The sequence below is a fragment of the Rhodococcus triatomae genome (assembly GCF_014217785.1).
Lineage (GTDB): Bacteria > Actinomycetota > Actinomycetes > Mycobacteriales > Mycobacteriaceae > Rhodococcus_F > Rhodococcus_F triatomae.
Map to the genome: position 1 here is coordinate 4,263,949 of NZ_CP048814.1, position 17,500 is coordinate 4,281,448.

Annotated in this window: 19 protein-coding genes; 10 read left to right on the plus strand and 9 right to left on the minus strand. The window is 68.2% G+C overall.

The genetic code is table 11. The annotated features are described in order from the left end of the window. Nucleotides 1-18 precede the first annotated feature (18 nt). The 4 genes from G4H71_RS20265 (at nucleotide 19) to G4H71_RS20280 (ending at nucleotide 3,925) form a co-directional block, all read left to right on the plus strand. Entirely contained in the window at nucleotides 19-318 is a 300-nt protein-coding gene (locus G4H71_RS20265; protein WP_228807839.1) for a P-II family nitrogen regulator, read from the plus strand. A gap of 183 nt (nucleotides 319-501) precedes the next feature. Next, nucleotides 502-870 (plus strand): ANTAR domain-containing protein, encoded by a 369-nt coding sequence (locus G4H71_RS20270; protein ID WP_052373434.1) that lies wholly within the window; start codon nucleotides 502-504, stop codon nucleotides 868-870. Nucleotides 871-1,121: 251 nt separating this feature from the next. After that, nucleotides 1,122-1,616 (plus strand): hypothetical protein, encoded by a 495-nt coding sequence (locus G4H71_RS20275; protein ID WP_104360076.1) that lies wholly within the window; start codon nucleotides 1,122-1,124, stop codon nucleotides 1,614-1,616. Nucleotides 1,617-2,695: 1,079 nt separating this feature from the next. Continuing rightward, nucleotides 2,696-3,925: an IS256 family transposase gene (locus tag G4H71_RS20280; protein ID WP_228801771.1), complete on the plus strand. Its 1,230-nt coding sequence runs from the start codon at nucleotides 2,696-2,698 to the stop codon at nucleotides 3,923-3,925. 277 nt (nucleotides 3,926-4,202) lie between these two features. Here the strand turns inward: G4H71_RS20280 and G4H71_RS20285 are convergent, their stop codons facing one another. The 7 genes from G4H71_RS20285 to G4H71_RS20310 form a co-directional block, all read right to left on the minus strand. Continuing rightward, entirely contained in the window at nucleotides 4,203-5,585 is a 1,383-nt protein-coding gene (locus tag G4H71_RS20285; protein WP_072740121.1) for an IS1380 family transposase, read from the minus strand. Beyond that, nucleotides 5,582-6,064, minus strand: a complete 483-nt coding sequence (locus G4H71_RS20290) for a hypothetical protein (protein ID WP_139183358.1) — start codon at nucleotides 6,062-6,064, stop codon at nucleotides 5,582-5,584. The genes G4H71_RS20285 and G4H71_RS20290 overlap by 4 nt, the downstream gene beginning before the upstream one ends. Beyond that, nucleotides 6,057-6,809, minus strand: coding sequence for a hypothetical protein (locus G4H71_RS22425; RefSeq protein ID WP_200881394.1), 753 nt, complete (start codon nucleotides 6,807-6,809; stop codon nucleotides 6,057-6,059). The genes G4H71_RS20290 and G4H71_RS22425 overlap by 8 nt, the downstream gene beginning before the upstream one ends. Continuing rightward, on the minus strand, nucleotides 6,710-8,206 hold the full coding sequence (locus G4H71_RS22430) for a hypothetical protein (protein ID WP_218017189.1): 1,497 nt from the start codon (nucleotides 8,204-8,206) through the stop codon (nucleotides 6,710-6,712). The genes G4H71_RS22425 and G4H71_RS22430 overlap by 100 nt, the downstream gene beginning before the upstream one ends. Before the next feature lie 166 nt (nucleotides 8,207-8,372). Beyond that, entirely contained in the window at nucleotides 8,373-9,005 is a 633-nt protein-coding gene (locus tag G4H71_RS20300; protein ID WP_052373435.1) for an ATP-binding cassette domain-containing protein, read from the minus strand. A gap of 17 nt (nucleotides 9,006-9,022) precedes the next feature. Then, the gene (locus G4H71_RS20305; RefSeq protein ID WP_029930721.1) at nucleotides 9,023-9,457 is read right to left on the minus strand and encodes a chromate resistance protein ChrB domain-containing protein; all 435 of its coding nucleotides are present in this window, start codon (nucleotides 9,455-9,457) and stop codon (nucleotides 9,023-9,025) included. Beyond that, the gene (locus G4H71_RS20310; RefSeq protein WP_235204492.1) at nucleotides 9,454-9,948 is read right to left on the minus strand and encodes a Chromate resistance protein ChrB; all 495 of its coding nucleotides are present in this window, start codon (nucleotides 9,946-9,948) and stop codon (nucleotides 9,454-9,456) included. Before G4H71_RS20310 ends, G4H71_RS20305 begins: the two co-directional genes overlap by 4 nt. A gap of 123 nt (nucleotides 9,949-10,071) precedes the next feature. Between G4H71_RS20310 and chrA the strand changes: the two genes are divergently transcribed. Then, nucleotides 10,072-11,490, plus strand: a complete 1,419-nt coding sequence (gene chrA / locus G4H71_RS20315) for a chromate efflux transporter (RefSeq protein WP_307718306.1) — start codon at nucleotides 10,072-10,074, stop codon at nucleotides 11,488-11,490. Nucleotides 11,491-11,583: 93 nt separating this feature from the next. On the opposite strand, the gene G4H71_RS20320 is transcribed toward chrA, so the two are convergent. Then, the gene (locus tag G4H71_RS20320; protein ID WP_029930724.1) at nucleotides 11,584-11,895 is read right to left on the minus strand and encodes a PepSY domain-containing protein; all 312 of its coding nucleotides are present in this window, start codon (nucleotides 11,893-11,895) and stop codon (nucleotides 11,584-11,586) included. A gap of 160 nt (nucleotides 11,896-12,055) precedes the next feature. Beyond that, complete coding sequence (locus tag G4H71_RS20325) at nucleotides 12,056-12,976, minus strand: tyrosine-type recombinase/integrase (protein ID WP_072740120.1); 921 nt, start codon at nucleotides 12,974-12,976, stop codon at nucleotides 12,056-12,058. Between the two features lie 364 nt (nucleotides 12,977-13,340). Here G4H71_RS20325 and G4H71_RS20330 point away from each other — a divergent pair, with 364 nt between their 5' ends. The 5 genes from G4H71_RS20330 (at nucleotide 13,341) to G4H71_RS20350 (ending at nucleotide 17,499) form a co-directional block, all read left to right on the plus strand. Continuing rightward, nucleotides 13,341-14,129: a GntR family transcriptional regulator gene (locus G4H71_RS20330; RefSeq protein ID WP_072740119.1), complete on the plus strand. Its 789-nt coding sequence runs from the start codon at nucleotides 13,341-13,343 to the stop codon at nucleotides 14,127-14,129. Further along, nucleotides 14,129-14,356 carry a 4Fe-4S dicluster domain-containing protein gene (locus G4H71_RS20335; RefSeq protein WP_072740118.1) on the plus strand — a complete coding sequence of 76 codons (228 nt, stop codon included), beginning with the start codon at nucleotides 14,129-14,131 and terminating at the stop codon, nucleotides 14,354-14,356. Before G4H71_RS20330 ends, G4H71_RS20335 begins: the two co-directional genes overlap by 1 nt. Before the next feature lie 73 nt (nucleotides 14,357-14,429). Next, a complete protein-coding gene (locus G4H71_RS20340; protein WP_072740117.1) occupies nucleotides 14,430-15,854 on the plus strand; it encodes an ABC transporter substrate-binding protein in 1,425 nt (474 codons plus the stop codon). Nucleotides 15,855-15,868: 14 nt separating this feature from the next. After that, on the plus strand, nucleotides 15,869-16,714 hold the full coding sequence (locus G4H71_RS20345) for an ABC transporter permease (protein WP_072740129.1): 846 nt from the start codon (nucleotides 15,869-15,871) through the stop codon (nucleotides 16,712-16,714). A gap of 11 nt (nucleotides 16,715-16,725) precedes the next feature. Further along, nucleotides 16,726-17,499 carry an ABC transporter ATP-binding protein gene (locus G4H71_RS20350; RefSeq protein ID WP_072740128.1) on the plus strand — a complete coding sequence of 258 codons (774 nt, stop codon included), beginning with the start codon at nucleotides 16,726-16,728 and terminating at the stop codon, nucleotides 17,497-17,499. The last annotated feature ends 1 nt before the right edge of the window (nucleotide 17,500 follow it).

The following is a 17,500-nucleotide window of genomic DNA, read 5'->3' on the forward strand; positions in this document are numbered from 1 at the left end:
CGCGCCGACCTCACGAGGATGACCAGAATCGAAGTCATCGTCCCGGGAACCGCCGCATCCGAGGTCCGCCGCCTCATCGAGCATTCCGGCGCCACCGGATACACCGCCATCTCCGGAGTCTCCGGCCTGGGCCACAACGGCTACCACCAAGGAGGACTGCTGTTCAACGAACAGGACACCCTCGCACTGCTCATCACCGTCATCCCCGATCACCGCGCCGATGCCCTCATCGCCGGCCTCCGCCCCCTGCTCGAGAACGCCTCCGGAGTCATGTTCGTCACCGACACCTACGTCAGCCGACCCGACTACTTCACGTAACCCACCCGCCACCCGTTCCTATGGGCCGCTGCGGCGGTGCGCTGTGGAGGGCGATCCGTGGACAGGGAGCGAACACCATACCACCACACCAGCGAGTGCCGCGCCCGGTCGGCTCGCGCCCCGGAGCCGTCCGGATGCCCGATCACTTCCGCTGAACCGAACAGAAACGGGTAAGACAAGACCATGCCAGACGACCACTGTGAGCCGCGCGGGCCCGAGGCGACCCGCACCCCCGCGCCGTCGACCCTGGTGCCGGGCACCGGGGAGTGGTTCCTGACACAGCAGCGCACCCGTCCGGATGTGCCGTTGCCGGTCCTGGTCGAAGAAGCGGCCGTGATCGAGCAGGCCATCGGTGTGCTGATGGCGGTCTATGGGGTGCCTACCGCTCACGCGGCGCGGGTGCTCACCTGGCGGATCCAGGACACAGGATCGGATGCGCGAGCGTTCGCCACCGCGCTGATCGCCGCGCTACCCGCTCTCCCGCCTGCCTTGCCCGAACAGCGGGCCGCGGTCGAGCGGCTACTGCTCAACCACACACCCGCTCCCCGATGACGACGAACGTACGCGGTAGCGACGCCACCGGGGGGCTGTCCCAACGTGACCAACGGTCGACACCCGATTTCCAGCGCGGCGGCTCGCCCGCGCAGGCATCGGGCAGCGACACACAACCCAATCGACGAAATGTAATTCGTAAGTTACGATTCATATATCGGGGGTGGTCGCCCACACCCCTCGACCGTGGTGACGCCCCCGATGCCCACCACCGCGGCGCCGCGTGCGCTGCTGTCCGAGAAGGAGCCGTCGTGGCTGCTGCGGTCGATACCCCGGTCGTGCTGGCACTGGATGTCACCGATCCCGATGTGGACGATGTCGATGCCCGGGTGGTGACGGATCTGGTGCCCGACCACGGGGTTCTGATCCTGGCGGTGCTGACTCCTCCCGCCCGCGCGAGCCTGAACGCACGACTGCTGGCGTGGCGCCAGGCCCAGCGCATCGACCGCGCCGATACGCTGGCCGCGCGACTGCGGGCGACCGCGAGCGGGCGCGGAATCACGGTGAGCGCGGTCTCGCAGGTGCCCGGCACCGGATTCTCGGCCTTGCCGCGCCGCGTCGCACGCGTGCTGGCGCGGCTATGCCGCGACCGCGGCGCGGGACTGCTGGTCCTGGCCGCCGGGCCGGACGCGTGGCTTATCACCGAGTGCACTCGCCGCCACCTGCGCGACACCGCGCCCGCCGGGCTGCGGATCCGCCGAATTCAGGACTACGCCTGGCCCGACGCGAGGCCGATGAGCACCTGACAGGACGCGCGCGGCGTGTGGCGAGTTCCCCGACCTATCCGATCCCGTGGAGAAAGGGGGCGATCGTGTCGGTGTCGGTGGTTGACGTAACCAGCGGTACTGGCCGTCATCATCCGCGATCTCCCCCGAGTTGTGGGCATCACCGAACGAGGCGTGCAGGCCGTTTTCGCCGAGAACGTCAGCAACGGCAATCTCACTCGAGTCAAGGGGTGGGCAAGAGTCACGTACCTGGGGCACGCGGGATCGATTTCATCAAGTTTCAGCAGTCAGGTGCGGTGGCCGTGCTACACCCGCACCTCCACTACCCACGGCCAGCGCCGCCTACGCCATCCCCTAGAAGCCGCCCACACCGCCCGTGCGCCGACCACCGAAGCCCCCGTGCACCGCGCGTCTTCCGCCCTCTACCTCGCCGTTCCTGGACCCCAGCCCCTGCCACCCGCAGACGACCAGCGTTGTTCGGTCGGTCCTCCGGTGAAGACCTGCAACCTCACCGGACGGGTGCGGCCGGTCCGCAAACCGCCCTTCGGACCGGCCGCACAGCCCGCGCGCACCAGAACCCGATCCGCGCGTTGTGCGTCGCCGCGGCATGTACCGTCGTCGACGGCCGTCACTCGCCCACGCTGGATGCGTTGTTCCACGCCCATGTTCAGCGGCGAGAGGAACGCGGTGAACAAAGCGGTCGCCACCGCCGCGGCATGGGCAAGGTTCGCTGTCCCAGCGCGGATCGCCGCCACCACCTGCCCGGTGGAACCGCGACGGTACTCAGACCCGGACCCGAGGTGAACAACGACAGGCGAGGTCTCGAGCAGCGGCCCGTACCCTCCAGCCACGCACCGCAAACGACCGAGCACGCCGACACACGCATTCGACCACGTGCCACCAGCAAGAGCTCAGAATCACTGACAGCTACATGTCGCCACCCTTTGCCATTGCCAATCCGATACGGCAGGCACGCATCCCCAGCCTCTAGAGCTTCAGGAGGGTCTGTAAGTTCTCCGGTGTAAGTCCTGGGAACGATGGATGCTGTTGTGACTGAAGAGAAGTCGGAAGACGATGCAGCCGGGTCGGCTGCCGCGTCGATGGACGAGCAGATCCGGCGGTGGGCAGCCGAAGCCCGCCGTGACGGGCTGCAGCTGGTCGGTGAGGGCGGGCTGCTGGCCCGGATGACGAAGCTGGTGGTGGAATCCGCCCTCGACGGCGAGATGGACGACCACCTCGGCTATAGCAAACACGATCCCGCCGGCCGGGACGGCGGGAACTCGCGCAACGGAAAGCGGACCAAGACCGTCGAAACCGAGGCCGGGCCGGTGGAGATCGCGGTGCCCCGGGACCGCGACGCCAGCTTCGAACCGCAGATGGTGAAGAAGCGTCAGCGCAGGCTCGGCGGTGTGGAGAACATCGTGATCTCGCTGTCGGCCAAGGGACTCACGACCGGGGAGATCTCGGCGCACCTGCGTGAGGTCTACGGCGCCGAGGTATCGAAACAAACCATTTCCACCATCACCGACCGGGTTATGGACGCCATGGCCGACTGGCAGAGCCGGCCCCTGGACCCGGTGTATCCCGTGCTGTTCCTGGACTGCGTGAACGTGAAGATCAGAGACGGCAACGTCGCGAACCGCCCGATCTATGTGGCGATGGGCGTGACCGTGGACGGCACCCGCGACATCCTGGGGTTGTGGGCCGGCGAGCACGGCGACGGTGAAGGAGCCAAATACTGGCTGCGTGTGCTGGCGGAGCTGAAGAACCGTGGCATGGCCGACGTCTGCATCGTCGTCTGCGACGGGCTCAAAGGCCTTCCCGACGCCATCGCCCAGGTATGGCCGCAGGCGCTGGTCCAGGGCTGCGTCGTGCACCTTCTGCGCAATTCGTTCTCCTACGCCAGCCGCAAGGACTGGCCCGAGCTGGCCAAAGACCTCAAACCGGTCTACACCGCGCCGTCGGAGTCCGCGGCGCTGGATCGCTTCGCCGAGTTCAGCGACAAATGGGAGAAACGATATCCCGCGATCGTGCGGTTATGGACCAACGCATGGGCCGAATTCGTGCCGTTCCTGCAGTTCGACCAAGCGATCAGACAGGTCATCTACACCACCAACGCTATCGAGTCGGTCAACGCCCGCATCCGCCGCGCGGTCAAAGCCCGCGGGCACTTCCCGACCGAGGCCGCGGCGCTGAAATGCGTCTACATGGCGATCATGAGCCTGGACCCTACCGGCACCGCCCGGCAACGCTGGTCCAACCGCTGGAAAGCCGCCCTGAACGCGTTCGAGATCACCTTCGACGGACGCCTGTCCGCCGCCCGCACGTAACCGAATCACCCGAGGAAGGAGACGGACTTACACCTGAAACTGGACAGACCCGCTCAGGAAAGGTGTGCGGGAGCGGGAAGGTGAGAATTTGCGCGCCGTCGGTGGAATGTCCAGTTAGCCTCGATTTTTCGTGAGGGTGTCGGCTGGCCTGAGTGGGTTTGAGTTGCTGTTTTCGCTGGTCGGGGCGGCGTGAGCCGCCCCGACCAGCGGGTGGGCTGCCGGGTTCCACAAGTCCGGAGGGTGTCTTTCTTGCTTCGTAGGGGCGGGTTTTTGCTGGTCAGGGTGCTGCGAGGCGGGCGAAAGCGGTGAGAGCGAGACCGGTCCACGGGTTGTGAGCGGGTAGGCGCAGGTGGACCCGGCGGGCGTGACGGGCCAGGCGTGCGGGGATCGAGAACAGTCGCAGTCGTAGTGTTTTCGGTTCCCAGCGGCGTGCGGAATCCGGTCCGAAGGCCAGTATTTGCGTCCAGGCGGTCAGGTCCATGGCGAGTGCGACGATCGCTGTCCAGATGCGGTTGGCGTTGTAGCTGTGGAACGGAAGGTTGCGCAGGCCGGTGTCTTTCGCGGCGCGGATGCGGTCCTCGCAGCGGGCGCGGCGACGGTGCCGTAACTCCAATTCCGGCAGCGGCCCTGTCGTGGTGTTGGTGACGAACGCGGTCAGCCGCAGCCCGTCGTGGTCGGTGAACCGCAACTGCGCGCCGGGGTGCGGGCGTTCCTTGCGCACCACCAGCCGCATCCCGCGCGGCCAACCCGACAGGTCCAGCAGGCCGGTGACCTCGGTAACCCAGGCGCCGGGCCGGGTCTTCCCGCCGGCATCGAGGGCGGGGATCCAGTCGGTGTCGATGAGGTTGTCGAGGGCAGCGACGATGTCGTCGGTGAGAACGAAACCGATCGAATACTGAACGCGGCGGCGGTGGCAGTAGTCGAGGAATTCGTGGGTGCCGCCGCCGGAATCGGCGCGGACCAGGACTTTGCGACCGATCCGCCACCGGTCGACCCGCGGTAGCTGCGTCAACGCGTCGGCCAGTAGTTGTTTGTGGTCGTGCGCGGTATTGGAGCCGGCGTTTCCCGGGCGCAGCATGACCGCGGCCGGTTCCCCGGTGCCGGTCTCGCCGTGGTCGACGAACGCCCGCAACGGGTGAAACCCGAAACCGCGTTTGAAGGTCGGGGCCGCGTGTTCCTTGTCCGAGTGGGCCTCGGTCAAGGTGGCATCGAGATCGATCGTCAACGGCGCCGCCGCGTCGACCCCGTAATCCGGGGCGGCCGTTCCCGCCAATTCCCACGCCCGTGCTCGCGCCTGCGCGCGAGCGGAAGCAATGGCCGCCAACGCTTTGCGCGAATCACCAGCCAACACTGTGATCAGCCGCGATACCGTCGGGTCCGAGGCCACCGCACCGAACACACAGGGCTCGGCCCGCAGCAGCGCCAGGTCTGACACGCAGTCCCCGCCGAGTGCGAGCATCACCGCCAGATCACACACGACCTTGCCCGGATCATGCACCGCACCCGAGCTACGCCACGGCGACAGCCTCTCGGACAAACCCCTGCTCAACCCGGTCTTCTCCACGGTCCGTAGCAGCAATCCCGCCCCGGCCTGCGACACGACCGGCGACCCGCCGACCTCGATTTTCAGCGACGGATACCACGACATAGACTCACTCACCGAAAAGGTGCTCCTGAAACTGTTCGATTCGACCTTAGACAAGCCGAATTATCGCAGTTCAGAGCACCTTTTCGCCAATTCCGGCACCTTGTGCCGGAATTGGCGTGAGGGATCGAGGTTAGGGCCGCATTCTCGCCGGCGAGGGTGTTGATCACTGTCGCGTACAACCGGAGTCGTTGTTCCAGGTCCGCGACCTGCTCGAGCAGGGCGGCGCGCTCGGCGCGAAGGCGAGGAACGTCGCTGCCGCATCGGCAGCTCACCGCTGGTTGGGACACGGTGGTTCTCACCCTCGCCTGGAACTTCTCCTTCAGATCGAGGTGCCGGTGGGTCAACTGCCAGCGTTTGACACCCGCTTCGACTGCCAGTTGGGACACGCTCAGCCGTCCCGTAGCGCGGAGCGGAGTGCCGGTGAGCAGGCGATCCATTGCCGCGATGATCGCTACCCGGGTCGCGTCAGGTTCGGAGGCGGATTCAGTCACCTGCGCTCCTCTGTCGTGGCGGCCGGTCGTGGATGTCGAGTATCGTTGCCAGACGGTGCAATTCGTGCAGTTCGCGTTCGTGGCGGATCGGTGGAGCCAGTGGATCGGAGACCACGCGGGTAAGCGCGTCGTAGCGGGCACGGATCACTACGATGTCCCGGTCGGTGCGGGCGATGTTGCGGCATTTGGGTCGGCAGTCCTCAAGATCGGGAGTGACCAGCGGATCGTCGGCGGTGCCGCGGAGCTGGCAGGCGGCGTGTGCGGGGTCGAATACGCAGGTCATGCCCTCGCCGTGATGGATCTGCAGCAGCGGGTTGCCCAGTAGATCGCGGGTTTGGCGCGGGCTTCGCAAAACGTGGCCGGCGAATTGAGCGTCGGCCGCTGCGATGCGGTGGCGGTAGGCGGTGTCGGCAGGGCCGCTGACATGTTCACCGGCATCGAGCGCGCGGCGATCGGCGGCGATGTTCTCGAGCCGGCAGAGCCAGTCCTCGAAAGCGTAGTCGTCGGGGAATCCGGATTCGTAGGTTCCGGCGTATCCCTGCAGCATGCGGGTGTGGGCGTGGCCGTACTGGATCGAGGCGGCGATCAGGCCGCGCGGACGGCGCCGAATGAACCACGCGAGAGTTCTGCGAAACCGGGACGCGTTCAATCCTCCGTTCGGATCGGCGGGGATCGCGTCGGCTCGCCCACGCCGACGACATTCGTCGTTGACCCAGGTGACGAAGCGGGCAATGTCGCGGGCCATGGTGGTCGACGTGCGGGCCTTGCCTTGGCGGGTGTATCGCGCGGCCGTCGGTAGGGTTCGAGCCAGGTCGGGAACAGCAGAGGCTGGGAGTGCAACTGCTCGAGGACCTCGATGGCACGGGCGACGACACCGATGACCACCCACGGGATACGGCGAAGTTGTCCTTCCACCAACTTGTTACCGTCGGCGTCGACGGCGTTCTTGAAATACAGGCCCTGCATCGACCACAGATCGTTGACCGCATCGTATTCCAGGCAGTCGCGTTGCAGATTCAGCACCTCACCGGGGCGGGCTCCGGAGAGGTAGGCGATCACCACGAAGCAGGCGGTGCTGAGCAGCCGCGCCAGTTTCGGCGCCTCGTGGTAGCTGATCGGACGGTCCCGCCACGGCCGCTCGTCGAGCAGTGCGGAGATCGGGGTATCGAGGTTGGCTTGATCCGAGACCGGAAGACCGGCCTCAAGGACCCGGCGGCCGGCCACCGTGTCGCCCAGTCCATCGCCGACCGCTCCGATGATCAAACCGACGGGGTGCCAATCCACCACCGCGCACCCATTGTCGTCGAGGCTGCCGGGCAGGGCACCGCCACATCTCTGCAGCCGCGCGACATACTCGTTCAAGCGGCGGGGTACATCGCCGGGTGGCGGGCGGCTGCTGCGCCCGGCGTTGTCCCGCTGGGCGGGTTCTTCGTCGTGCAACCGCATGTGCTCGGCGTGGGCGGTAAGGATGTCGGCGGCGAAGTCGTCGACGAACCGGATCGCCCAGCACAGCAGGTGTTGCATCGTGGTCTCGGCGATGCGTGGTGTGCGGTTTTCGAGGTAGTTGACTGCGCGACCGAAGATTTCGAAGGATTCCTCACCACCCCAGGGCGGTGCGGGCGGCAAGCGCAGGCACTCGGGAAGCACGGTGCGGTAGGCCCACAATCGTTTGACCTCCATCAACCGCTGGTACTTCATTTGCAGTCGAATCGGCTCCTGGGCAAGGGCGGCCAGGTAGTCGTCGAGCATCGGGTTGGTGACCCGACCGAAGCTGCTGTGGCCCCGCTCGTGCATCCAGGTGAGGAACGGCCGCAGCAAGCCCAGCGCTGTCATGACCGTGCGCACCGACGGCCGGGAGTTCCCACCACGCAGCCGCGCGGCGCCGGTGTGGTTGAGCAGGTGCCAGAAGTAGATCTTCACCTCCTGCCGTAAGGGCGAGGGGATGGCCGCGAAGTTGAGGCTGTGACCACTGAAGTGGTCCTCGAAGATCGCCGGGTCAAGGTCCCATCGGTCGGCAGCGAGCAGAGACAGCCGATCGCTGCCCGTCCCGGGCCGTAGCGGACGCGACTCGAGTACGCGGGTATTCGGCTGTGGCACATCGGTGTCGGTGCCGGGGATCGATGCATGGTGGGGTGAGATCATCGCAGGTCCAGCTCTCTGTTCAGAAGTCGGCTCACCAAGTCGCGCTCGGCATCGGAGGCGTTCGCGCGGGCGGTGTCGATGGCGGCGCGGCTGTGTTGGTCGAGCAGGTCCGACAGTTGAGCGTGGGGACGGGCGAAACGCCTGCGCCCACCGCAGCGGTGTCATTTCACCACGGCGTTCGGCGAGCTGATCGTGGACGAGTACTTGCACCGGCAGATGCCGGGGTAGCGCCCGCGCACAGGGGCATTGCAGGCACAATATGAACGAGGCCCGGCACGGCTGCCCGGCGGGTGAGTGCGGGCTGTGGGTGTTGTCGATGCAGGCACCCAGCACGGTGTCGAGTCGGCCGTCGATCATGCGCTCGAGCGTGTGAGCGTGCCAGGCACACCCGCTGCGCCTGACCGCCGGACAGTTCCGCGCAGCGGCGGTCCCCGAACGTCGGCGCCAACCCCGCCCGGGTCAGCAGCGCCGCGACCCGGTCGTCCGACAGGCCGGGGCGGGCGGTGCGGAGTTCGTCGGCGACGGTGTCGGTGAGCAGGGTCGGGTGCTGGGAAACCAGTCCGATACGGCGGCGCAGTTCCAGGACGTCGAGGCGGGTGATCGGGGTGGCGTCGAGCAGGATCCGGCCCCGGTCGGGCTCGGCGAGCCGGTTGAGCAGCCGCAGCAGGGTGGTCTTCCCGGCCCCGCTGGCCCCGACCACCGCCGCACACTCACCACCGGGAAACGTCGCATCGACCTCGACGAGCACCGGTGCGCAGCCATGACTGACGCTGACCTGATCCAGGGTGATGGCGGGCATGGTGTGGTCTGTGCCGGTCAGGCGGGTTCGCGGCCGAGGAGGGTAGCGCGCCGGTAGAACTCGTAGAGGCCGTCGAAGACCGGTGCGGTGACGGCGAGGGTGTGTTCGTCGTCGCCGATCATCGACAGCCCGCGCAGGACGACATCGAGGCCCGGGGCTTCGGGAGCGTCGTAGCGTTCGTCGTCGATATCGGCTTCGTGGACGATCTCGGCGATCCGAGCCAGGGCGGCGTCGCCGGTGAGCTCATAGCGCGCCACGATGGTCTCGAAACTGCAATCGCCACCATGGTGGCCCAGCTCCACTCCGCGCATGTCGAACGCGGTCGCCTCATCGGGAACCTGGTCGGGGTCGGTGACGAACACGAACACGGCATCGGGGTCGATAAAGCGGCGGATCAACCACGCGCAGGCGGCGCGGTCGATATGGATTCCGGCACGGGTGGCCCATTTCATGCGGATTCAATCTCCTCGCGGTCGGAATGATCGGGATGCAGGGCATCAACGGCGGCGACGGCGGCGCGCCGCTCGGCGGGCGGGAAGTAGTCACGGCGGTGAATGCGCCGCAGCTCGGCGCGCAGCCTGCGCAGCACCCGCCGCCGGGTCGCCGCATCGGCGGCGCGCGCCTGCTCGGCCTCGGCCAGCACCGCGCCGTATTCGGCGGCCCGGGCAGCGGCCAGCTCCCGGGCCAGCGCACGTTCCTGTGCAGTGACGGTTGGCTGGGCCAGCCAGATCGTCGCGTCCCCGCCCGCGGCGAGGACTTCCTCGGCGATCCACTCCAAATGCTCGCGCGTGCGGGCATCGGCAGGCAACCCCACCAGCCCGTCGCCCAGCTGCGCGACACCGAGCCGTTTGAGGTTGCGCCACACCGCGATACGGGCGGTGGACGGCTCGCGCGGCATCCGATAGCACAGCAGCACCCACCCGGCCTGCGTCGCGTTCGTCACTGCCGCGCTCCCTCACTTCACTACATCAATGCAACCATGGTTACATCAAAAGGAACGGGTCGCAAAGGCCCACAGCGAACGACTACCGCTGCGACCTCACGCTCGTCCGAAGGAGACCCGCCGGTGACCGCCCCCGACCACGCCTCACCACCGCCCAACGACACCGGATCCGGGAAGCCGGGACCGCCACCGCGGCGTGATCTGGTCCCGTTCCGCCACGCGCTGCGCACCTGGTTCGTGATCTCGTTGCAGACCTTCGGCGGACCGGCCGGGCAGATCGCGGTCATGCAACGCACCCTGGTGGAGGACAAACGCTGGATCGGACAGCGGCGGTTCAACCACGCCCTGTCCTACTGCATGCTGCTGCCCGGACCCGAAGCCCAACAGCTGGCGATCTATGTCGGCTGGCTGCTCAACGGCACCCGCGGCGGCCTGGCCGCCGGCACCCTGTTCGTACTGCCCGGCGTGCTCACGCTGCTCGCGCTGTCGGCGATCTACGTCACCGTCGGCGACACCACCGCCGTCACCGCCGTCTTCGCCGGGCTCGGCCCGGCCGTGGTCGTCATCGTCGCCCAAGCCGTCATCCGGGTCGGCCGCCGCGCCCTGCACCACCCCGCCCTGGTGGCGATCGCCGTCGCCGCGTTCGCGGCCCTGACCCTGTTCGCGATCCCCTTCCCCCTCGTGATCGCCGCCGCCGCGGGCATCGGGTGGGCATTGAGCCGCCTGGCCCCGCACACCATCCACCCCCAAAAGGACACCGGCGACGACGGCCCCGCACCCGTGATCAACGACGACACCCTGCACCACGAACCCCCCTCCGCGCGCCGCAACCTGCGAATACTGACCGTCGGGCTGGTGGCGTGGGCGCTGCCGATCATCGCGGTCGCCGTGCTCACCGGCGCGCACAGCATCTTCACCACCCAAGCCGTCTTCTTCTCCGGCACCGCACTGGTCACCTTCGGCGGCGCCTACGCCGTGCTCGCCTTCGTGGCCCAACGCGCCGTCGAGGTCTACGCCTGGCTCACCCCCACGGAGATGGTGCGCGGCCTGGCACTGGCCGAATCCACCCCGGGACCGTTGATCATGGTCGTGCAATTCGTCGCGTTCCTCGGCGCCTACCACCACCCCGGCGGCCTGAACCCCTGGCTCGCCGCCATCATCGCCGCCCTGCTCACCACCTGGGTGACCTTCGTGCCGTGCTTCCTGTTCATCTTCCTCGGCGCCCCCTACGTCGAACGACTACGCCACAACACCACCCTGTCCGGCGCCCTGACCGGCATCACCGCCGCCGTCGTCGGCGTCATCGCCAACCTCGCCGTCTTCTTCGCCACCCACACCCTGTTCACCGGCACCCGCGACATCCACACCGGGCCACTGCGCATCGCCCTGCCCGCCCTCGACACCGCCAAACCCGTCGCCCTCGCCCTCACCGCCGTCGCGGCAGTCCTCGTGTTCGGGCTGAAATGGCCCATGCTGCGTGTACTCACCGTTTGCGCCGCACTCGGCGCGGCCGCCGCAGCACTCGGACTACCCGTCACATGACCAGGCCGCAGCCGAGTACGGGCCCGGCCGCGACCCTGGCCACACGGGTGGTGCACGCGGTCTACCCCAGATCCGCGTCACCGACCGCCGGGGTCATTCGTCGTCGTCGGCCGGTTCTGTCCCCAGGACTTTCATGTCCTTGTCCAAGTGCACCTCGAGCACCGAGCCGTCGGGGGCGGTGACCTGCACCCCATAGGCGGCAGCGCCCTCATCGGATTCGGTTTCGACCTCACCGGTCGTGCCGCCGGGCACCGCCTCCACGGCCGCGGCACGCGCCCGATCGGCGGCCGGCCCGGTCACCTCGTCATCGTCACCGTCGAAGGCGTACCCGATACCCACCCCGGCCGCCGCCACAATCGCGACGCCGGCAGCGGCAGTGGTGGCGATCCTCGCCCTACGGTTCATCGAACCCACTCCCTTTCTCGATCGATTCGGATGCTTGCCGAACCGACGGTAGACACCCCCGATGAAGCGATCATGAAGATCCGCGCCGACGGCACCGGCCGCGCAGTGCGAGGCCGTCATGTCCGATGACTGCGCGGTGGGAACCCTGGGCCCGGACCGCTCAGCGCCGCCGCCGCGCGGCAGGGTCGGTCTGGGCCTGCCACCGGATCAGCGCCTCCGCGGATGGCCGCGAGTACTTACCCAGGGATCGCACCGAGGTGTGCCCGCTCATCCGCATCAGCATCGGTGTCGACGCCCCGTCCTCGGCGGCGTGTGTGAGTTTCGAATGACGCAACTGATGCAGCGTGAACGGTCCACGCGCGAACCCGCCGGTGTGGTGCTCGAACAATTCCAGGGCCCGCCGGTACGACAACCTCCCCCGCAGCGTGGAAGGGTCGATATCGCCCACAGCAACACCGGGTTTCGCCTTGCGGTCGGTCAGGAACACCGGCCCGGACTTCCGCCCGGCCAGAAGCCGGGGCAGCAGCCGCGCGGTGCCGCTCTGCCACGCGACCACGTCGCGGGCCCCGCCCTTGCGGGTCACCACGGCGCACCGGTTGCCCATGTCCAGGTCCGGGATGTCGAGCATCAGCAGCTCCTCGGCACGAGCCGCGGTCTCGTACAGCATCGTCCACAGCACCCGTTCCCGTAGCGGCACATCCGCCGCGAGCAACCAGGTCACCTCGTCGCGGGTCAGCGCCCGCGAGTGATCCGGCGGCACCTTCCGCGGCACCAGCCGGACGAGAGGATCGCCGACCAGCCACTGCTGCGCACGCCAGTACTCACACGCCGCGCGCAGCGACGCGAGGCGGACATTGAACGTCTGCGCTGAACTACCGCCCCACTTGAACACGAACCAGCCACCGACCCGCTCGGCCTCCAGCAGGCCCACATCCGAATCGGCACCGAAATCGCTCACCAGCCGGTTGAGGGCCACGGCATACCCGCGGCGGGTGTTGGCGCTCGGGATCGTGGACAAGAAGTGATCCACCGCATCCTTCAATCGCACGCCCCGCACCGGCAGCGCCCGCACCTGTCCCACGATCAGTCCTTCCGCCCCCGGTCACCGGACCCGATCGGCGCTACCACAGATAATTTACGGAGTCGCTCCGCCCGGGAAGAGGCATCGCGCCAGCTCGCCATCGAAGCTACCGCAGATAATAGGCCATTGTCTGCGGCAACTCCTTAGCGCGACTTTTCCCGGATTTGGGCCGAGCATCGTGCCCATCCATCCGAAACCAACTGCTACACAACCCATCTCGACAACCGAGGGAAGTCAGATACCGCTTAGCGCGACTTTTCTCGTCACTGGACCCCACACGCCGGAAGCACTCTCCGGAATGCCGTTAGCGTGATCGCGCAGTCGAAACGCGCTGCACCCGAACCACTGCACGGAGGAGGCACCGATGACCGAGACGGCGCACCCTCGTCCCCGTCGGACCCGCGCCGACGACGCCCGGCGTTTCGCCGACCTGCTCCGCCAGCAGATCCGTGCCGACGAGTTCCGGGACCGCGGTCTGCCCTCGGAGGGCGACCTCGTCCGAGAGTTCGGGATCTCCCGCAACGCCGTCCGGGACGGGCTGGCGCAGCTCAAGAGCGAAGGGCTCATCGACCGCGCGCCCCGGATCGGGACCCACGTCACCCAGCGCAAGGTCGAGCACGGTATCGACCGGCTCGTGGGTCTGAAGCAGACACTGCGCGAATACGGCACCGTCCGGAACGAGGTCCGTGCGGCCATGGAGATCACCCCACCACCGGCCGTGGCCCGCCGGCTCGAGCTCGCAGCGGGCGAGCGGGTCGTCTACATCGAGCGAGTGCGCTACCTGGGCGATCTCCCGCTGAGTCTGGACCTGACCTACCTGGAACCGGGCGTCGGCGGTCAGTTGCTCGGCTGCGACCTCGAACACAACGACGTCTTCGCGCTCATCGAATCGGTGTGCGGGCAGTCGCTCGGCTCGGCCGAACTCGCGGTGGAAGCCGTCGTCGCCGATGCCCACTCGGCCGCGAACCTGCAGACGCCGGAAGGCGCCGCTCTGCTGCTCCTCGAGCGGCTGACCCGTCTGTCCGACGGGAAGCCGGTCGACCTCGAATACATCCGGATGCGGGGAGACCGAATCACCCTGCGGGGAAGTCTCTTCCGCGACCCGTCCGGAAACACCACCGTCGACGACACCACCGAATGGGAGTTCACCTGATGGCACTGGTCGGTCACCGCGCAGACGTACCCGTCACCATCGACGAGTCGTTGTGCATCGAAGGCTGCACGCTGTGCGTCGAGATCTGTCCACTCGACTCCCTCGCGATCAACCCGGACAACGGCAAGGCCTTCATGCACGTGGACGAGTGCTGGTACTGCGGGCCGTGCGCCGCGCGGTGTCCCACGGGCGCCGTCACCGTCAACATGCCGTATCTGCTGCGCTGATCGCGCGCCGACCGCGTCTCGCTGTCGGCCCCACATCTCCCCGCGAAGCACGTCTCCCGAGAAGGACCCCTCCGTGAAACCCACCCGTCTCGTCCCGGCGGTGGCGGCTGTCGCCGCGCTCACCCTGTCGGCCTGCTCGTTCGAGCCGTCCGCCGATGCCGACGCCGTCACCGTCGTGGTCGGCTATCAGTCGAAGACCATCAACACCGTGACCGCAGGCACCCTGCTGCGCGCTCAGGGCTTCCTCGAGCAGCGGCTCGCCGAGATCGGCGAGGAGACGGGCACCGCCTATCGGGTGGAGTGGCAGGACTACGACACCGGTGCACCGATCACCGCGCAGATGGTCGCGGAGAAGATCGACATCGGGTCCATGGGCGACTACCCACTGCTCATCAACGGCTCACGCACCCAGGACAATCCGCGTGCACGAACCCAGCTCGTGTCGGTCACCGGGTACAACCCGGAGGGTGCGCTGAACATGGTGGTCGTGCCGCCGGACTCGCCCGCGACCACCCTCGCCGACCTGGCCGGTGCCAAGGTGTCGGCGAGTGTCGGCTCCGCCGGGCACGGCACCCTGGTGCAGGCGCTCGACCGCGCGGGCATCGACCCCGCGACCGGCGTCGAGGTCCTCAACCAGCAACCGCAGGTGGGGGCCTCTGCACTCGAGTCCGGGCAGGTGGCCGCTCTGTCGCAGTTCGTGGCCTGGCCCGGTCTGCTCGTTCACCAGGACAAGGCCACGTTGCTGTACGACGGTGCCGAACTCGGCGTGCCCACCTTGCACGGCGTGGTCGTCCGGAGCGCCTACGCGGACGAGCATCCGGAAGTTCTGGACGCGTTCCTCCGGGCGCAGCTCGATGCCACCCGGTACCTGGTGGACGACCCGCTCGACGCGGCACGGATCGTCGCCGACGCCAGCGGGCTCCCGCAGGAGGTCGTGTACCTCTACAACGGCCCCGGCGGTACGACCTTCGAGACCGCACTCGAACCGCACCTCGTCGAGGCACTGAAAGGAAATGTGCCGTACCTCGAGTCGATCGGGGACTTCGCCGAACTCGACGTGGACGGTTTCGTGTCCGACACGGCGCTGCGGGCCGCGTTCGCGGCCGAGGGGCTCGACTACGACGCGGCGGTGGCGGACACCAGCAACCCGAGCGTGCTCCGCGGGACCGACCCGGTGTGCGAGCGAGCGGTGGACGATGTGGCACTGGCGGGCGAGATCTGGTTCGCCGCCGGCGATGCGACGCAGGTCGCCGCGGACCCGACGTGCCTGCTCCGGGCGGTGCAGCAGGCCCGTGCCGACGGCCGTGACATCCGCGGGGTGTATGTGCCGGACACGGAACTCGGCACCCGGTGGTTCGCCGACAAGTCGGTGTGGGTGGTCGACGGCGACCGGTACCTGCCGTTCACCACCGAGGCCGCGGCGACCCGGTATCTCTCGGCGCACCCGGGTTCCGTCCCGATCGAGTACGAGCGAGCCGTCGAGGAGGTGCGCCCGTGAGCGCGACCGCCACCGTGCCGGAGGTTGCGACGTCGCGAGCGCCGGCGGAGCCCCGACGGGCGGGTGGGCGCCGGATCACTCGCCGCGGGCGTGGTCACGTCCTGATCCGCGTCGGCTCCGTCGCCGCGGCACTGGCTCTGTGGCAGTGGCTGACCGCGAACGACATTCGGCTCTGGCTGCGGTTCGACACACTCCCCAGTGTCGGTGAGGTGCTCTCCGCGTTCGCGGTGGCGGTGCAGTCGGAGACGTTCCACCTCGATCTTGCGCAGTCGCTCGTGCGCATTCTCACCGGATTCGCGCTCGCAGCAGTGATCGGTGTCGCGGTGGGTGTCGGGTTGGGGCGGTCGAATCTGTTCTCCGCGGTGTTCGGCCCGCTCACCGAACTGGCCCGCCCGATTCCGGCGATCGCGGTCGTCCCGGTCGCCATCCTGCTGTTCCCCAGTGACGAGGCCGGAATCGTCTTCATCACCTTCCTCGCCGCCTTCTTCCCGGTCATGGTCAGCACCCGCCATGCGGTGCGGGCGCTCCCCACGCTGTGGGAGGACTCGGTGCGCACCCTCGGCGGCGGCCGCATCGACGTCCTGGTGCGGGTGGTGCTTCCGGGCATCCTCCCGGGCGTGTTCGGTGGCCTCTCGGTGGGGATCGGAGTGGGGTGGATCTGTGTGATCTCGGCCGAGATGATCTCCGGCCGACTGGGTGTGGGGTACCGCACCTGGCAGGCGTACACCATCGTCGACTATCCGGGAGTGTTCGTCGGGATGATCACCATCGGAATCCTCGGGTTCCTCACCTCCGGTGCGGTGGAACTCCTCGGTCGCCGGGTCACGCGCTGGCTTCCGCGAGGGGAGCAGCGGTCGTGAGCACCACCACCATGCAGGGGATGGCCCTGGCTCTCGACGACGTGACCCTCGCCTACGACGCCGTCGACGTGGTCCGCGGGCTGTCGCTGGAGGTGCGGCCGGGTGAGATCCTCGTCCTCACCGGCCCGTCCGGGTGCGGCAAGTCCACCGTCCTGCGGGCGTTGGCCGGGCTGCTGGCGCCGGTGTCCGGCACGGTCGTGGCCGACGGCGCGGCGGTCCGGACCACCTCACGTGATCGGGCGATGGTCTTCCAGGACAACGCGCTGCTGCCGTGGCGGTCCGTGCGCTCGAACATCGAACTGGCACTGGGGCTCCGGGGCGTGCCTCGGCGTGAGCGCCGCGGCGCGGCGCAGAAGTGGATCGAGGAGGTGGGGCTGACCGGATACAGCGACTACCTGCCCAAGAACCTGTCCGGTGGCATGCGTCAGCGCGTGCAACTCGCCCGCGGGCTCGCCGGGGCGCCGCGTGCGGTGATGATGGACGAGCCGTTCGGGGCACTCGACGCGCAGACCCGCGCGGTGATGCAACGCCTGTTGCTGGACACCTGGGCCGCGCACCCGACGACGGTCGTCTTCGTCACCCACGACGTGGACGAGGCGGTCCTGCTCGGCGACCGGATCGCCGTCCTCGGTCGCGTAGGTGAACCACTGCGCGCGATCGTCGACGTCCCGCATCCCCGGGACCGGGGCCGTCGAGACGACCTCGCGACCCGCGCGGCCCGTGCCGCGGCACTCGCAGCCCTCGAGACAACGCTCGGTGAACCAGCCGGGAACGGAGAAGCATGAC